Below are 18,197 nucleotides of genomic sequence, written 5' to 3' on the forward strand. Positions count from 1 at the left end.
ATAATTGATTTATGGATTACTTTTGTTATTAATCTTTTATAATTTCGTTTCCTTTTTTTTAGTAATGATTATATGTGCTGAAATAAATATATTTTATCGAAATTCAATTAATAAATGTGATGTGCTTGCTTGAAGAATTAATTAAAAATATTAGTAAGGATTGGTCTACTTTATAGATAAAAATGAATTGAAATCTTATATGATTTCAGGATCTATTTTTTTAGAACTAATTGGACTTGTTATATCCTTAGTGTTATTCTTAATCGTAGATTTACGCACCTCATTTGTAATTAATATTATCATCGGTTTTACAATACTTACATTATTATCAGCAATTATCGTTTATAATCGTGATTATCTTGATGGAAAATATGGATTATTTTATGAAGAATATAAAGGCCTATCTTATCAGGGAGTAGTTTTATTTTTCATTCCTGCAAGTATTGCATTTGCTTTTATTATTTATCCAATTGCTTCACATCAAGGAGGAATCTATTCTGCCATTGGATTTTGTTTAGCAGCATTATACCCTGCATTTTTCATGTTTTTAAGAATTAACGTTTATAAAAATGAGAACAGTCACAAATTAGTAACTGAAGATAAAAATGGAAATATAATAATAGAATATGTTATCGGATATCATCCTGCTATTTATTATATTTTTGGAAGTCTTATAAGTTGCCATCTCATTGGATTTTCATTAATGAAAGTTATATCAGGTATTGCAGAAAGTAACTTAGACATATGTTACTTAATCTACTTTATTTCCTCATTACTAATTGTTTCATTTATATTATCTCCAGACATAGCAAATAAAATTCTACCATTCGAATTAAAAGAAAAGAATGGTTTAACAAAATTTTTAATAATTGGAATAATACTTATGGCAATAATGGGTTCATTATTTGTAAATTGGTAAACTAAAATTTCAGATTAATTATTGATTGGGTATATGATATTCCCATAATATTGTTTCCAATAGTATTCTCTTATTTTTAAAAATTTCTTTTATCAAATTGCTCTACTTTTGTAAAATTGCTTTAACTTTATAATTTTGTATTTATTTAAAACAAAAAGCTTATAAAATTTGTAATTAAATATAATATTGAATTATATTTTTTAAAATAAAAAAATAAATGTTTTAAAATGATTGATTATTCAATTGAAATAATTAATTCCTGTGGTGAATTCTTTGTGCCTGATACTAAACATTTTGGTGTTAAGAATATTCAAAGAATTGGAGATTTTGACTTAATCTTTGAAACATTCTTACACAATCCACAATGAGTATTATCAAACAAGATTTCAATAACATAAAGATTAAATGTAATGAAAAATACATTATATTACAATATATAATGAAAAATTAATTATATAATTAAAACTACATTATGTTACAATACATAATGCAAATTACATTACATGAGGGTTAAACATGGATGAAATTGCAAGCATTACAGATACAAATTTAACTGAAACACAATTCTACAACAGGGCAGATGAAATTAATATGCTGTCAAGTCTATTAGGAACCACGGAATTCAATTCATCCCCCACTATACTATTGACTGGAATTAGGGGAGTAGGAAAGACAGCACTCATCAAAAAAATTAAACATAAATTTGATAAGGAATATCTGGTAGTAGATATTGATCTGTCAAGAAGTAATGCATACCAACAAAAAAAGCTAAGTCGAGGCAGCATAATCAAAATAATCTATGATGCAATAATAAAAGCTTCGAAAGAATTCGGCTTAAGAACACTTGACAAGAAAATAGAAAAATACTTTAAAACAAATAAATTCAAGATAGATAAGATTTTATCTTATGAACACATTCCAGTACCAGTATTTGAAAGTGAGGAGAATTATGCAAGATTAGCTGATTTTGTAATGGAATTGCCCCAAAAAATTTACGAAGACAATAGTGACAAATTAAAAGGAGTATTCATTTTCATTGATGAAATCCAATTGATTAAAGATTTAGACAATGTAGACAAATTTTTATGGTATATGCGTAGTTTCATTCAAAACCAAAAAAATGTTGCATACCTATTTTGTGGAAGTATGAGTTTGAAAGACAGTTTAATCAATGATTTAAATGGAAAGGAAGGTGCATTTGGAGGAAGAATGCTAACAATTGAAATCCATCCATTTTCAAAACAAACAACAAGGGAATACATCGAATCAATTCCAAGAAACATATTGCTGGATGATGGGGGATTTGAAAGATTTTACAAATGCACTCGAGGAATACCTTATTACATCAACATATTTGCAAAAATTCTTCCAGAAAACATAACCTTAACAGAAAATAACATTATTGAGTTATTTAAGGATTCGATTGATTATCTTGCAGTACATTTTATATTCATGTGGTCTAAATTAACATTTCAAGAACAAAAAATAATCATTTCTTTACTTGGAAACCCTAAAAGGAGAATTGAAATAGCAAACACTTTAGAGGTTACTAGCGGATCACTTAATAGGCCATTGAATCGCCTGCTTGATTTTGACTTAATTGAATATGTAAATGACAAATACCAAATTACTGACCCAATACTCACCTACTGGCTTCAAAATAGTCATGAAAAGAATGGAATATATCCATTTAGAAGTATTTAATTAGCATTAGTTTTGGATTTGCTTTCAAAAGTTTTTTAATTATTACAAAATAAAGTATCCTAGAGTTCAGAGGTGTTAAAAGATAAGCATGCGAACTTATCATACGTTTTATAGAAACTAAACTTTTTATTAATTAAAAAAGCGAGTGAAAATTGAGAATATAAGAACGGTTGGTCAAACAATAAATGGGTCAAATATGATTAAATATTTATACTAAAAAATGCATAATAGTTAAAGTCCAATACCTAGATTACTTTTTCAGATATTTCTTTTAGGCGTGTATCCGAGTGGTCAAAGGAGTAAGATTCAGGGTCTTATGCATTAGTTGCTACGTGGGTTCGAATCCCACCGCGCCTATGTTTTCTTATTTAAAGTAAATACAATCATTAAATTAATATTTGCTTAATCATATAGTTTTTTAATTAATTAGAAGCATATAATTCCTAATTTTTAAATCAAAAAAGATATATACAGATTTTTATATGGTACATCTTAATGTACTTTTGAAGTCTTTAAAACTTCATAATTATTGCTATTGCCCAGAGGAGATTTATCCTCTCTCGGTAAATAATATAATAGTGCATTAGATGCTTGAATATGTTATTATACTTTTAACTAATGCAATAAGATTATTGAATGGTTTTTAGTTAACCACCTATTTTACATATACTAAAATATTTCCCTAAATGAAGAGTTTAAGGGAGATTCATTCTCTCTTAATCCACAATACATGTTTATTTATTTTTTACCTTCCAACCGTTTAATGGATTTAATTAGATTATCAAAATCAGATTCATAATTTCTATCTTGTGTTACTCTAAATTCTTTATATTCATTATTGCATGAGTTTTAGCTTCAATAGATGAAACTTTACCCTTTCCTTCCAATAAAGGCAATTGGCTTAATTCAAGATATCCGTTAAGTAATGATTTCCGGTCTTTCATGAATCTTGGTTTTTGAGAATTTGCTCTTGTTTCTGCCAATGTTAAAAAACCATCAACCAGCGTATTCAATGAATCCAATTCCATCTCGTTTAAATAGTTTTTTGAAATTACCACATCTGCTTGTAAAATTTTTCCATGAGGTGCATCCCATGTTGTCAATCCCATGTTAAGTTTATTTTTGTCCTGCGAGATTTTATGATTTCAGCGGCAGTTTGACCGGTTATAGCGAACAGTAACATGTTCTGTACTGCGGCAAAGAAATCTTTTGTTTCATCGGCATCCCCATTGTAATCGGCACTTGTTGCATATAAATCTGTAATTTTTTGATTAATCTTCTCTCTGAAGCACGTATTTCTCGAATTCTGGAAAGCAAATGGTCAAAGTAATCTTTTCCAAATCTGCTGCCTTTTTTCAATAATTCGTCATCCAATGCAAAACCTTTTACAATATATTCTCTAAGCACACTTGTCGCCCATTTACGAAAGTGTGTTGCCTGTTTACTGTTTACGCGATAACCAACTGAGATTATGGCATCCAGATTGTATAATATTGGTTGTGTTTTCGCATCAGGGCTAATAATAACGATTCCACCATTAGTGGAATCGTTCGGATTGAAGGTAACTTCTGATTTTACCAATTCTCCAGACTCAAAAATATTAGTTAAATGTTTACTTATGGTTTTGATATTTTTACCGAATAATTCAGCCATGGTTTTTTGTGTAGTCCACATAATGTCATTTTCCAAATCAATAATTACATTTATGGCTACTGCTCCGTCTTCACTGACATATAATAATGTTTTTACAACATCATTATTCATATTCAAGCTCCCGCATATCTAAAATTGCTATAATAATAAGTAGATTTATAATGTATATAAAAGATTAGAGAGAGCATTTGCAAAGTAATATTTTGCATATCTTAAGCCAGTTCACTACAATTTCATTCTATTTAAAGAAACATGTATCGATATCACTAAAACCTGAAATCCTTGAAAAATTTCAACAAAGTAACTGACTGCCATTCACCAGATCATTAAAGGCATGATACTTCTTGCGACACCGCCGGCAAAGCGCAATTCCATTTTCCAAATCCAGACGAATAGATATAAATGAAACGGATTAGTGATGAAAAATCAATAAGTATTGCAACTATTTCACACGTTTTTCATGAACATTTTTTGAAAAACATGAAAAACATGAATTGAGTATACCCAATAATTCAATTTTTAGATATGATTTTGAAATATTGGCTTGGCCATTTGAGGCTTGGGGCACACATTTACAGCCGAAATTACACTTCGACAATATTTTAAAAAAACAGATATTTTTTTGACTGCATTCTAATTAAAAGAATGGTTGATTATTTTGTGTTTTAGAATATGATTGTTGTTTTTAATTAATTGGTTTTTTGTTTAAATGAAGTATACATTTAATTTTTCATGAATTTTTTGGATGTCATGTAGGTAATGTTTTTATTTTTCAGTTTTTTTCACAACCAATTTCCGATTAGTTTTTGGAAATCACTCGCATTTATCAGCAATCAAAAATTGTGCTTCGTTTAAACGGGATCTTTCAGGATATTTGCAATCAACCTTTATTTTGCACAATAATTAACTTTTTAAACATCATAAAATAAAGAACATATAGTATATTTCAAAAAAAAAAGAAAAAATTATTTAGGGGAAACCCCCATAAACTCATTTTAATTAGTCAGATCGTTCTGGTAAGAATGGAATTATTGATTGAGCCAATTTGGATATCGGCATTGTTTGAATCCATACTTTGCCCGGTCCGGTTAATCTTGAGAAGAACAATCCTTCTCCGAATAATATATTTTTAGCTCCTTTAACTCTTTCAATGTCAAATTCAACGCTTTCTTCCATTGCAGCAATGTGACCCGGATCAACTAATATTTTTTCTCCAGGTGCCAAGTCCTTTTCAATGACCTCTCCATCAATTTCTAAAAATACCATGCCGTTTCCGGTGAATTTTTGAAGAATAAAACCTTCACCACCAAATATTCCGGTTCCAAGCTTATTTCTAAAGTATATGTCAACCTCGACACTTTCTTCAGCTGCTAAAAAGGCATTTTTCTGACCGATAATTGTATTTGATCCATCCAGTCTTATAGGCATGATTTTTCCTGGAGTGCATGATGAAAATCCAATTTGTTCTCCGTCAGATTCTGCAGTAAAGAAATTTAAAAATACTGTATCTCCGGCCAATGCTCTTCCAATTCCTTTCAATAAGCCACCGCCGGTATTGGTATCCATATTCATGCCTGATGTCATGAATGCCATTGCGCCAGTTTCATTTTTCATTGTTTCGCCCTTTCGTAATGTGCAGATTACAATAGGAAAAGAACCTCCACTTATTTCATATTCCATTTTAAATCACCTAAAATATTTCCTTATCAATGACAGTTTCATATAAACATGTTAATTGCCATCAACATTAACAACATTTTTTATTTCTATCATCAGCCATGCTGACTGCTGATACAGGAGAAATAATCTACGGGAATGTTGCAGTCCCAATTATTAACCTTTAATCAAATATTTTTTATATTAAAGACATTAAATATTTATCTCACTTGCTTTTTAAATAATTATTTATTTTTTTTTAATTCATAATGTTAATACTGACCTACCATAGAAAATTAATTAAAGATTAATTTCACTGAAATATTCTGTTGAAACATACATCACATCAGTTAAAGGTTTTTCTTGACAATCCAAAACTGTTATATTGAATTTTAATCCGTATTTACACCTTATAACCAAATCATCCGCATTTAAAGTTGGAAAAAGTGTAATGATATTACTAAACAAAAAAGCAAGAATTTTAGATTAAAAGAGAATTTTATTCACCAAATTTTTATTTGATTCATATCAAAATCTTTTAAAAAAATTCTTTAATAAATCATGCACATAAATCATATATTTTCCACTTTTCAACTAAAATAAATCAAAATTTTATCAAAAGGTTTATATTTAATTAGTAATAAAAGTATTAATACTCAAAAGTTGAGTTTTATTAATATAAATCAAAGAAAGGTGAAATTTTATGAGTATAGGTGAAATTATTGGAGATGCAATAGCATATCCATTTAAAAATATTAAAGCATTAGTATTGTATGTAATTCTAGCTATCATCGCCGCATTCATCGGTGGTGCAGCAGTACTCAGTCTTGCAGCTACATACACCTCAAAAGGTTTAGGTGCATATGCATTTGGTGGACTAAGTATTGTTGGAATCATTGTTTTTGTCCTTGTATTGTTATTGATTGACGGATACGGATTAGACATTGTAAAATATGGTATTGAAAGAAGGGCTGACGGTCCTGGAATAGACATTGGAAGACAAATCTCAAACGCTGTTAAATTAATTGTTGTTAACATTGTTTACTACATTATTCCTGCAATTATCATTTTAGTTTTAGGTCTTTTCCTCAGAGACTGGATACTTACCATAATCAGCATAATCTTAATTATCGTATTTGCTTTAGCTAACTTTATGGCTAAATGTAGATTAGCAAAATCAGACAGTTTAGGTGACGCTTTAGCTATTGGAGAAGCTATGGGAGACATTTCCAGAGTAGGTATCGGTAAAATCATAGGTACTGTTATTGTTATTGCTATTATTTTAATAGTCGTTGCAATTATCATTGCATACTTATATAAACTGAACAGTACTATCGGCAGTGTTTTATTAGGTATTTTCTCAGTTTACTTTATATTCTTCTACAATAGAGCTATTGGTTTATTATACTCTGACGCATAATTAAACCAATTCTTTTTTTCTTTTTTTTATTATCCACAATCCTTTTAAACAAATAATTATTTTTCCTAAAATATTAATAATAATCAATTATATACAATTAATTGGTGAAGATTTGTGGAAATATGGGCTGAAACGTTGATTCAATTTGCTATTATAATTACTGTTTTTTTAGTTTTAACCTTTTTAGGCGGATTTATACATAAAATATTAAAAAATAAATATTTTAATTCCATAAATATGAATGAATTGTTGCCTGAAGATGAAGTTCATAGTTTAAAACAGATTTTTTATTTAATTTTGATGGCCTTGTGTATTGTAGATATTTTCTATTGTTTCGTAGGTTTTGAGATGGAATATAACTTTTATTTCGCGATATTTGATATTGCACTTTCACTATATTTCGCAATCATGTTAGACAAGAGTTCTGCAAAAAACAAGTTCATATTGCTCATATTAATTCCATTCGAGTCCATGTCATATGTGCCATTTGATCTTGGTTTAATACTTTGTTTGGAGATAATTCACATTATAGCTTTAGCATACTTTGCAAAAGTTAATTTCGACAAATTCATGGAATACACCAATTCAAACGGTCTGGGAATAACGATAATATTATTATTTGTAATAATTTTCAGTAGTTTTTTTATAACCCAATATGCAGAAGGCGTCACTGCTTTAGACTCACTTCTGATGATTTCTAATGAATTTACAGGTAACGGATATGGCGTTTTCGGTCATTCCATTTCAGGCAAACTCAATAGCTTATTGTTGGTTTGGGGAGGATATGTGATTTCCGGAGTAGGTGCCGCAACATTAACAGCAACAATTTTAAATAAACGTTTCAATAAGAGATTTGCCGAATTAGAGAAATTGATTGAAGGGGATGATGAATAATGGACGAGGCAATATTATTCTATATTTTACAGTTTTTGGTCGCAATAGCATTTTTTGCCCTTCTTTATTATATTGCCAAACGTATTGCTAATAGCGATAAATTAATGAACGGTTTTAAAAATTCAAGGTTTTTAAATCCTTTAGAATATCTGCCATCTGAAGAAATATCCTCTTTAAAACAAGTTTTTTTCCTGATAATGATATTGATTTTTGTTGTGATAATTCTGTATCTGATATTCGATTGGAATGACGGCCTATACTTCATATCCATTTTGGATACCATTATTTCATTATATCTTGCTGTCACCATGGGCAAGGATCAACTTAAAGATAAAATATTATTATTTTTATTAATTCCGTTTGGTTCCATAAATATAATATTGTTTGGGACTACAATCGGGTGGCACGATATATTGCATATTTTTGCATACTTATATTTCATCAAAGTTTACTATCGCAAATTCGTGCAATATACTGAAAATCACGATTTGGGAATAACGATAATACTGTTATTTTCAATAATATTGGTTAGTTTTTTATTTACTATTCTGGTTGAAGAGGTTTCCCCTATGGATTCAATCACTATAGTTTCAAATGCATTTACAAGCAACAGTTTTGAAGTTTCAGGAAAGACAATGGCTGGGAAACTTGACTCATTATTATTGGCATGGGGAGGATTTATTTTATCCGGTGTCGGTACAGCCACTTTAGCGGTTTCAATGGTAATGAGACGTGCCGATAATCAATTTGATAGACTTGAAGATTTAATTAAAAATAAGAAAAAAGAAAAAAAGGATTAATTAATCCTTTATTGTAATTGTGTTTGAAATTCTTAAGTCATCATACTCTGAAGTGATGATGTACTCGCCGGCCATTAGGTTAATGTTTAACCTTGCTATTCCGTTGGAATCTGTAGTGCGGTTATAGAACACACCATTGATATTGAAAGTTACTGAAACTCCAGCCAACGGATTACCCTGACCATCTAAGACAGTAACATTAAATGTTGAACCATCCTTGTAGGTCATTTCCAAATCCTCAGCTTCCAAAGTTGGCAATACCGTGATGTTGTATGACATCTGAAGGCCCGTTAACGGATCTAAAGCCGTTAGGATGTACTCGCCAGGGTTCAGGTTGATGTTCAAGCGAGCAGTACCGTTTTCGTTGGTCACTCTGGTGTAAAATACGCCGTTGATGTTCATGGTAATGTTCTTGCCAGCCACAGGATTACCTTGACCGTCAATTAATGTAACGTAGAACTGAGAGGCGTTTCTGAAGTATTTAACCAGGTTTTCAGCAATTAACGTAGGCAATACAGTAATAGTATTTTCAACTGTCGTGCCGTTGAAAGTGGTTTTTATCGTGTAGTTGCCCGGATTTAAGTTAATGGCTATTGAAGCAGTTCCGTTTTCATCACTGATTCTGTTATATGTTCCACCATTGATTTCAAACGTAACGGTTTGGTTGGCAACGCCGATATTAGCCTCAAATTTGGAATCGTTTTTATAGATTTTTACCAAATCCTGAGTGTAGATAGGTAAATCCACAGTGTAGACTTTTAAACAAGCCAATATTCCATCATCATATGCATCACCCCAATTTACACCATCAAGAGATATGAAAGAAAGATTTTGAGTATAATGTACTCTCTCATCAGCTATTGCAATGAAAGGAATGGTATTTGAAAGTATTTTAGCTTTGAAAACATCCCCTTTTTTGATTGGTATGTAACTGTCTAATTTGATTGTGTGGTAACCGCAATATGGAGACACACCCTCCTGAGTTAATTTCAATTCGTCGTTTACATAAATTTCAACCGTATAATTGACATTGGCCTTATTGAAGTATGTTCCAACAGCTGCAATCGCATCATTGTCTTGTGCTTCATACTGATTGAAATAACCCCTATTTCCTTCACCCTGCAGAAAAGAGCCTGCCCAGGCAATATCATATTGATAGTTCTTATTATACGGCACAGTATTCTCAAATATTATTGCAGTCGCATATTCAGTTAATGAACCGGATGCAACAAAGGATTTATCATAATATGAAACGTAGAGGTATCCATTGTCTCCCCAGCCAGATCCCCAGCTGTTTTTGATAATCCATGCGCCATCGCCCGGAGGCGTAATCAGGAAGTTTTCTTTCGGATAATTGTCATCCCATCCAACAACTGAAACTTCATGATTTGATGGTGTGGACACATTAACGTACTGTGCATTGGTTTCTGGATTGAAGTAAGGATTTGCCTGGTCAAATGTGGACTGTCCGAAATAACCCACATCCAAAGCGCCATATTTGATTATAGCCTCTTTCATTTGTGTACCGTTAGGGACTTCATTAGGAACGAACATCACATCCTGAACATGAACATCCTGCAAAGTTGAGATATGCGGTGAAATCTTTCCCATTTCATCAAACGGATTTGCATCTTCTATGAATGCACCAAGCCAGCTTACCAGATAAGCTGCAGCAGCTGCATTATATGCTCCCTCATAAAGGTCTTTAGACCCCCAAACTGAATATTTTAGCAGGGCGTTTCGCATGCTGTTTTCTGAAAGATCAGAGAGAATGCCTGTAGCTTTTAATAATGATGATTCTAAAGCACTTGTCATTCCGAATGTCCAGCAGGCACCGATCCATCCTTGATTTTTAACTGGAGACACCCATCCCCAATCACGTAAATCGAATCTGGACGGAAGAGTGTTAACATTAATGCTATTGTTAAGCAATGTCAATTGCAGACCCGGAGTACCCATTATTGTTGCAAAATACGTATTGTTGGTTGAGATATTATCATCATTGATGAAAGTGTTGTTTTCGCTTATATTGGATTCTCCATCGAAAAAGGTGTAGATAGGATTTATATTGTTTTCAAATAGGGAATTCTTAATGTCATATGATGTATCATATGCATAGACTGCGCTTCCTGCACTTGCAGTGTTATTGATAAAGTTAACATGATTAATACTTATTGTACTCATGTCAAAGAATACTGCACCGCCATAGGTCGGATAATCCTGGTCATTCAATTTAACACCATTTGAAGTGAAATTACAATTATTGATTTCAGTGTCTGTGTATGAAAGATATACTGCACCCCCATTGAAGGTGGCGTGACTGTTAATGAACTCGGAATTGCTTAGCAAAAATTTTCCGCCTAACTGGACATATGCTCCGCCAAATCCTGAATATGTGTCCCTAAATACGCTGTCAATTAATGTTACATTGCCATCTGATTCATCTTCCCCGATAATATCTGCAAAAACTGCTCCGCCATTGTTGGTGGAAGTAGTGTTTGTAAATTCACAGTTTTCAATATATAATTCACCACCATTTCTAAGACCTACAGCACCGGCAGTCAAATTGGCGTTTAAATTAATGAATTTGGAATTCCTGATTGTTGCTGATTTAACATTTTTAAAGAATAATGCAGCAGCATAAGAAGAGCTACTATTACTAAAAGTAACGTTTTCAACGTAGATTATGGAATTTTTAAAAGCAACAATTTGTGAATACCTATTGAAGACATTTGAACTTAAATCACTATTGTAAATGTTTAGTTTACCTTTCTCAACAAATATTGATGAACCTGCATCGGCATAATTGTCAATGAAAAGAGAATCATTACAGTTAAGGGTTACATCCCCGTAAAGCCCTACAGCTCCACCTTGTTTAGATGCATAATTGTCAGAGAAAGTAACATTGTTTAATATTAATGATCCGGCAGCATAGATTGCTCCGCCTTTTTCAGCATTACCTCCGGTTAAAACTAAATTGCTTAATGTTACGTTGTTTGCAGTGATGTTGAATATTCTTGATTGGTTTTTTGCGTCAATTGTGCGGCCGTTACCGTTAAGGACAAAATTATCCTTAGCAATAACAATTCCAGTATTGTTGTCAGTTGCATTGTTGAAGGCATAGTCCCTGGTTAAATCCAAAGTCATGCCCGCATTTTCTATTTCATCGGCCAAATCTGTGAATGAAGCTTCATCCACCATATATATGTCTTCCTGAGCATCATTACTTATAATCTCCTCGGAAATGTCGTCTGCTGCACAAACAGCCCCCACCGATATGATTAAAATAAGCATGACGATTATAATCTTTAAGACCTTCATAATTATCACAATATAAATTTATGTAAAAAATCAGTATTTAAGTATTTATATTTGGATTTCAGTGATTAATATGTATTAAATTATTAAAAAAAGAAAAAGAAAGGATTAAAATTAATTAACCCTTGATTGTTATTGTATTTGAAATTTTTAAGTCATCATACTCGGAAGTAATGATGTACTCGCCAGCCATCAGGTTGATGTTTAATCTGGCTATTCCGTTGGAATCTGTTGTACGGTTGTAGAACACACCGTTGATGTTGAAAGTTACTGAAACTCCAGCCAATGGATTGCCTTGACCATCCAGAACGGTTACGTTGAATGTTGAGCCGTCCTTGTAGTTCATTTCCAAATCATCAGCTTCCAATATGGATAAAACCGTGATGTTATAGGACATCTGAAGACCAGTTAAAGGATCAATAGCTGTCAGGATGTACTCGCCAGGGTTCAGGTTGATGTTCAAGCGAGCAGTACCGTTTTCATTGGTCACTCTGGTGTAGAACACACCGTTGATGTTCATGGTAACGTTTTGTCCTGCTACAGGATTACCTTGACCATCAATTAATGTAACGTAGAACTGTGAAGCGTTCCTGAAGTATTTAACCAGATTGTCAGCAATTAATGTAGGCAATACAGTAATGCTATTTTCAACAGTCGTGCCGTTGAATGTAGTTTTTATCGTGTATTCGCCAGGGTTTAAGTTAATAGCTATTCTGGCAGTTCCGTTTTCATCACTGGTTCTGTTATAGGTTCCGCCATTAACCTCAAACGTAACGGTTTGGTTGGCAACACCGATATTAGCCTCAAATTTGGAATCGTTTTTATAGATTTTTACCAGATCTTCAGTGTAGAACGGTATAGCAACAGTGTAGACTTTCAGAGATGCGATATAACCTAAGTCATAAGCGTCTTCCCATGTTTCCCCATCCTTACAGACATATGACATGCCATTAGTGAAATGGACTCTAGTATCATCCAAGAGGATGTATGGCACCCAATTTGAAGTTATTTTTGCTTTGAAGATATCTCCTGCTTTGATTGGAATGTACTCATCCAGTTTGATTGTGTGGTAACCCAGATATGGAGATACTCCTTCCTGAGTTAATTTTAACACATCATTTACATAGATTTCAACGGTATAATTGATACCGCTTCCATTGAAGTATGTTCCGACAGCTGCAATTGCATCGGTTTCCAGTGCTTCAAAGACATTCATATAACTTATAGTTCCATTTCCCGCTTCAGAATTGGAAATCCATACCAAATCATATTGATAATTTTTATTGTACGGAACGGTATTTTCAATTATCGGTACAGCAGCATAGTTTGCAATCATTCCAGGAGTATATGCGAGGAGTGACTGGTCATAATATGAAACATACATGCAACCGTGGTCTCCGAAATCAGGACCCCAGCTGTTTTTAATAATCCATGCGCCATCTCCAGGAGGAGTAACCAGGAATTTTTCTTTTGGGAAATTGTCGTCCCATCCAATAATGGCAACTTCATGGTTTGCACTTTCAGGCACATTTACATATTGTGCATATGTTTCTTCATTATAATAAGGGGATTCCTCATCATATGAGGATTGTCCGAAATAAGACACGTCCAGAGAACCGTATTTCAAAACAGCTTTTTTAATTTCTGTACCGTTAGGGATTTCATTATTAGGTACGAATATGAGGTCTTGAACATGGATGTTTGGACCTGTTAAGTTTACTGCTGTAATTTTACCGAGTTCGTCATAGGTATCTGCATCATATGGGATTGCTCCAAGCCAGCTTAACAGGTAACTTACGGAAGCAAGATTGTATCCTCCTTCAAATACTTCGTAAATACCGTAAGGTGAATATTTCATCACGAGTTTCATGTTATTCATTGAAGTATCATATTTAACATCTGTAGCTTTCAGCAATGCTGATTCCAGGCTACCCGTCATTCCAAATGTCCAGCAAGCATTCATCCATCCCTGGTCTCTGACTGTTGACACCCATCCCCAGTCACGTAAATCAAATTTGGATGGAAGAGCAGCAACATTAATGGTATTGTTATGCAATGTTAATTCAATGCCTTCTCCAACCACTACCGTCAGATAATACGTATTGTTGGTTGAGATGTCGTCATTTACAAGAGTATTGTTTTCTAAACTGCATTCCTTATCGAAAACAGAATAAATGGCATTTGTATTGTTTTCAAATAATGTGTTCTTAATGTTATATGACGTATCGTATGCATATATTGCATTACCGTCGGCTGCGAGGTTATTTATAAATCTGGAATCGGTTATGTTTAATGTACTGATATCACTGTATATTGCTCCACCGTAGGTTGGATAATCATCAATCAATTCAACGCCATCTGAATCGAAAGTACAATTGCTGATTGCGCTGTCTACAAATGAAAGATAAATTGCTCCTCCATAATATTTGGCGTGAGTGTTTATGAATTGGGTATTGTTTAGCCAGAATTTTCCTGCCAATTGGATATATGCTCCACCAAATTCGGAATATGTGTCCTTAAATACGCTGTCAAGTATGGTCACATTACCTTCGGAAAGAGCTGATCCTGCGATGTCCACATAAACGGCTCCCGCATTTTTAGAGGAGGTAGTGTTTATGAATTCACAATTTTCAATATAGAGTTCACCGCCATCCCTAAGGCTCACTGCACCTGCACTCTTATTGGCTTTCAGATTATTAAATTTGGAATTCAATATTCTGGCTTTAGCACCCGTAAGATATACTGCCGGTGAATAGTCTGTAATAATATTTTCAAAAGTAGCATTATCTATATAAACAGATGAACCGGTGTGACCGTAAATTTGACCTGCTTTGGCAAATCTTTGTGAAGTTAAGTATGCATTGTAAAGGTCCAGCTCACCTTTCTGAACAAATATTGCGCCTCTCTCACCGGCATTGTCAATGAATTTTGAATTGTTACAGACAAGAGTTGAATCCCCGTAAAGCCCTATGGCTCCACCGATACTTCCATTATTGTTAATGAAAGTAAAATTGTCAAATATTAATGATGAACCGGTGGCATATATCGCTCCGCCTTTTTGAGCATTACCGTTGATTAAAACCAAATCCTTTAATGTAACGTTGTTTGCTGTAATGTTGAATATTCTTGATAGGTTTTTTGCGTCAAGTATGTGGCCGTTACCGTTAAGGACAAAATTATCCTTGTTGATTAAAACTCCAGTATTATTATCGGTTTCATTGTAGAATGAATAATCGTCGTCCAGAGTCAGATATTGTCCTGCCGCATTAATGAGTCTTTCCAATTCCGTAAATGTATTGTTTTTGTTTGAATCCGCAACAGTGTAGACTTTTAGACATACAATATAACCTGAGTCATAGGTATCTTTCATAGATTCTCCGTCGAAGGATATGAATGAGAGATTTTGAGTGTAATGTGGCCTGACATCAGTTAAGTTAACGGTTGGTGCGACATTTGAAGTTATTGCTGCTTTGAAAACATCACCTTCTTTAATTGGTATGTATTCATTTAACTTGATTGTGTGGTAACCGTAGTATGGTGACACCCCGGTTTGAGTCAGTTTCAATTCGTCGTTTACATAAATTTCAACCGTATAATCGTTGCCTTCCTTATTGAAGTATGTTCCGACAGCCGCAATCAAATCATCGTCCAATGCTTCAAATACATTCATATAACTTACATTTTGATTGCCGGATTTGAACTCTGTTCCCCACATGAGACTATATTGATAGTTTTTATTGTATGGTTCGGTATTTTCAATAATTATTGAAGTGGCATAATTTGACACGTCTTTAGAATTCATTAATGTCTTATCGTAATATGAAACATAGAGGAATCCATTGTCTCCCCATTCTGTACTATAACTGTTTTTTACAATCCATGCGCCGTTGCCCGGAGGCGTGATTAGGAAGTTGCTTGCATTATAATTATCATCCCATCCTACAATTGAAACATCATGATTTGGACCTTCAGGCGTGTCGACATATTGTGCATGGGTTTCTGGATTATAATAAGGATTTACTTCATCATATGTTGATTGACCGAAAAAGGACACATCTATGGAACCGTATTTCATGATTGCCAATTTGAGCTGTGTGCCGTTTGGTATCTCAATGTTCGGTGTAAACATCACATCCTGAACATGGACATCATTCAGGGTTGTGATTACAGGTGAAATTTTTCCAACTTCATCATAGGTATCCGCATCCTGTGTGAATGCTCCAAGCCAGCTTAACAAATAAGCTGTGGAAAGAATGTTGGCTCCAAATTCTCCTGTTCCGCCGCAACCGTAAATTGAATATTGGATCATGGTATTCTGCATGTTATTTTCTGAAAAATCAGTTGTGATGTTTGCAGCTTTCAGTAATGCTGATTCCAAGGTACCAATCATTCCGAATGTCCAGCAGGCACCCATCCAACCCTGATTTTTAACGGATGAAACCCATCCATAATCACGTAAATCAAATTTATCTGGAATGTCAGTGATATTGATGGTATTGTTAAGCAATACCAATTGCATGCCTTGTCCAATTATTATTGTTTCATAATATGTGTTGTTTAGTGAGAGATTACCGTCATTAACATAATCATTGTTTTCTAAAACAGATTCTCCATCGAAAACAGTGTAGATAGGGTTCGTATTGTTTTCAAATGTTGAATTTCTGATGTTGTATGATGTATCGTATGCATATATTGCGCTTCCTGCACTTGCCCCATTATTGAAAAATTTAGAATCATTTATATTTAGTGTGCTCTTATCAGAGAATATTGCACCGCCATATGTCAGATATCCTTCAATAATGCTGACTCCATTTGAATCAAAGGTACAATTATTGATTTCAGTATTTGTATATGAAAGGTAAATCACACCTCCATTATATTCAGCATGAGAGTTTATGAATTCAGTATTCTTTAACACGAAATCTCCGCTCAATTGGACATATGCTCCACCAAATTCAGAATAGGTGTCCTTAAATTTGGTACCGATTATGGTCACATTACCTGCATATTCCTTATCTCCAGCAACATCAGCAAAAATGGCACCTCCATTTTTAGAAGAAGTAACATTTTCGAATTCACAATTTTCAATATATATTTCTCCGCCGGATTTAGTAGCAATTGCACCTGCAGTAATATTGGCTTTCAAATCAATGAATTTGGAATTGACTATTGAAGCTTTTTTAGCATATTTAATATATATCGCCGGTGCATAAGATGCAGTAATATTGGTAAAAGTAGTGTTTTCTATATAAACTTCAGCATGTGAAAAGTCAATTTGGGAACCTTTAGCGGAATTTTTTGAGGTAAAACTTGAATTGTAAAGTTTCACTTCACTACTCTCAGCAACAATGGATGAACCACTTTCGGCAAAATTATCAATAAATATACAATTAGAAATAATAAATGCACCTTCCCTAATTCCTAAAGCTCCCCCCTCTTTGTTTGCATGATTGCTAATGAAGGTAACATTATTTAATGTTAGTGTTCCAACAGCACGTATTCCACCACAATTTGCGGAATTACCGTTGATTAAAATCAAATCATTTAATGTTATGTTATTTCCGTTAATGGTGAATAGTCTTGATTGATTGTTTCCATCTATTGTGCGGCCGTTACCGTTAAGGACAAAATTATCCTTAGCAATAACAATACCATTACTGTCATCAGTCGCATTGTTGAAGGCATAGTCCTTGGTTAAATCCAAAGTCGTGCCAGTATTATTTATTTCATCAGTCAAATCGGTGAATGAAGCTTCATCCACCATATACATGTCTTCCTGACCGTCATCACTTATAATCTCATCGGAAATGTCGTCTGCTGCGCAGACTGCCCC

Annotated in this window: 10 protein-coding genes, 1 tRNA gene and 1 pseudogene; 7 read left to right on the forward strand and 5 right to left on the reverse strand. The window is 33.3% G+C overall.

The window, feature by feature from the left end; translation table 11 throughout:
* Nucleotides 1-199: 199 nt before the first annotated feature.
* From F3G70_RS09150 to F3G70_RS09160, 4 genes are all read left to right on the forward strand, one after another.
* Entirely contained in the window at nt 200-919 is a 720-nt protein-coding gene (locus F3G70_RS09150) for a hypothetical protein (protein ID WP_149732403.1), read from the forward strand.
* 227 nt (nt 920-1,146) lie between these two features.
* Nucleotides 1,147-1,287 (forward strand): hypothetical protein, encoded by a 141-nt coding sequence (locus F3G70_RS12315; protein WP_223166056.1) that lies wholly within the window; start codon nt 1,147-1,149, stop codon nt 1,285-1,287.
* A gap of 148 nt (nt 1,288-1,435) precedes the next feature.
* Nucleotides 1,436-2,623: an AAA family ATPase gene (locus F3G70_RS09155; protein WP_149732404.1), complete on the forward strand. Its 1,188-nt coding sequence runs from the start codon at nt 1,436-1,438 to the stop codon at nt 2,621-2,623.
* Nucleotides 2,624-2,896: 273 nt separating this feature from the next.
* A tRNA-Leu gene (locus tag F3G70_RS09160) sits at nt 2,897-2,980 on the forward strand.
* Between the two features lie 455 nt (nt 2,981-3,435).
* Here F3G70_RS09160 and rhuM read toward each other — a convergent pair.
* The 3 genes and pseudogenes from rhuM to F3G70_RS09170 all read right to left on the reverse strand — a co-directional run bounded on the left by rhuM (nt 3,436) and on the right by F3G70_RS09170 (nt 5,956).
* A pseudogene (rhuM, locus tag F3G70_RS12510) lies at nt 3,436-3,899 on the reverse strand (RhuM family protein).
* Entirely contained in the window at nt 3,788-4,387 is a 600-nt protein-coding gene (locus F3G70_RS12445) for a virulence RhuM family protein (RefSeq protein WP_394349327.1), read from the reverse strand. The pseudogene rhuM and the gene F3G70_RS12445 overlap by 112 nt, the downstream one beginning before the upstream one ends.
* Nucleotides 4,388-5,275: 888 nt before the next feature.
* The gene (locus F3G70_RS09170) at nt 5,276-5,956 is read right to left on the reverse strand and encodes a TIGR00266 family protein (protein ID WP_149732405.1); all 681 of its coding nucleotides are present in this window, start codon (nt 5,954-5,956) and stop codon (nt 5,276-5,278) included.
* 679 nt (nt 5,957-6,635) lie between these two features.
* Between F3G70_RS09170 and F3G70_RS09175 the strand changes: the two genes are divergently transcribed.
* From F3G70_RS09175 to F3G70_RS09185, 3 genes are all read left to right on the forward strand, one after another.
* A complete protein-coding gene (locus tag F3G70_RS09175) occupies nt 6,636-7,352 on the forward strand; it encodes a DUF4013 domain-containing protein (RefSeq protein ID WP_149732406.1) in 717 nt (238 codons plus the stop codon).
* A gap of 237 nt (nt 7,353-7,589) precedes the next feature.
* The gene (locus tag F3G70_RS09180) at nt 7,590-8,246 is read left to right on the forward strand and encodes a hypothetical protein (RefSeq protein WP_149732407.1); all 657 of its coding nucleotides are present in this window, start codon (nt 7,590-7,592) and stop codon (nt 8,244-8,246) included.
* Nucleotides 8,246-9,046 (forward strand): hypothetical protein, encoded by an 801-nt coding sequence (locus tag F3G70_RS09185; protein WP_149732408.1) that lies wholly within the window; start codon nt 8,246-8,248, stop codon nt 9,044-9,046. Before F3G70_RS09180 ends, F3G70_RS09185 begins: the two co-directional genes overlap by 1 nt.
* Here the strand turns inward: F3G70_RS09185 and F3G70_RS09190 are convergent, their stop codons facing one another.
* Nucleotides 9,047-12,367, reverse strand: a complete 3,321-nt coding sequence (locus tag F3G70_RS09190) for a C1 family peptidase (protein ID WP_149732409.1) — start codon at nt 12,365-12,367, stop codon at nt 9,047-9,049. It abuts the gene before it with no gap.
* Nucleotides 12,368-12,482: 115 nt separating this feature from the next.
* Nucleotides 12,483-18,197, reverse strand: a 5,715-nt coding sequence (locus F3G70_RS09195; protein WP_188118138.1) for a C1 family peptidase, incomplete at its 5' end; no start/stop codon positions are given.

Source organism: Methanobrevibacter millerae (assembly GCF_900103415.1).
GTDB classification, from domain to species: Archaea; Methanobacteriota; Methanobacteria; order Methanobacteriales; family Methanobacteriaceae; genus Methanocatella; species Methanocatella millerae.

Coding starts and splice junctions, on each gene's coding strand:
- F3G70_RS09150 (WP_149732403.1), top strand. CDS start 200: ATGATTTCAGGATCTATTTTTTTAGAACTAATTGGACTTGTTATATCC.
- F3G70_RS12315 (WP_223166056.1), top strand. CDS start 1,147: ATGATTGATTATTCAATTGAAATAATTAATTCCTGTGGTGAATTCTTT.
- F3G70_RS09155 (WP_149732404.1), top strand. CDS start 1,436: ATGGATGAAATTGCAAGCATTACAGATACAAATTTAACTGAAACACAA.
- F3G70_RS12445 (WP_394349327.1), bottom strand. CDS start 4,387: ATGAATAATGATGTTGTAAAAACATTATTATATGTCAGTGAAGACGGA.
- F3G70_RS09170 (WP_149732405.1), bottom strand. CDS start 5,956: ATGGAATATGAAATAAGTGGAGGTTCTTTTCCTATTGTAATCTGCACA.
- F3G70_RS09175 (WP_149732406.1), top strand. CDS start 6,636: ATGAGTATAGGTGAAATTATTGGAGATGCAATAGCATATCCATTTAAA.
- F3G70_RS09180 (WP_149732407.1), top strand. CDS start 7,590: ATGAATGAATTGTTGCCTGAAGATGAAGTTCATAGTTTAAAACAGATT.
- F3G70_RS09185 (WP_149732408.1), top strand. CDS start 8,246: ATGGACGAGGCAATATTATTCTATATTTTACAGTTTTTGGTCGCAATA.
- F3G70_RS09190 (WP_149732409.1), bottom strand. CDS start 12,367: ATGAAGGTCTTAAAGATTATAATCGTCATGCTTATTTTAATCATATCG.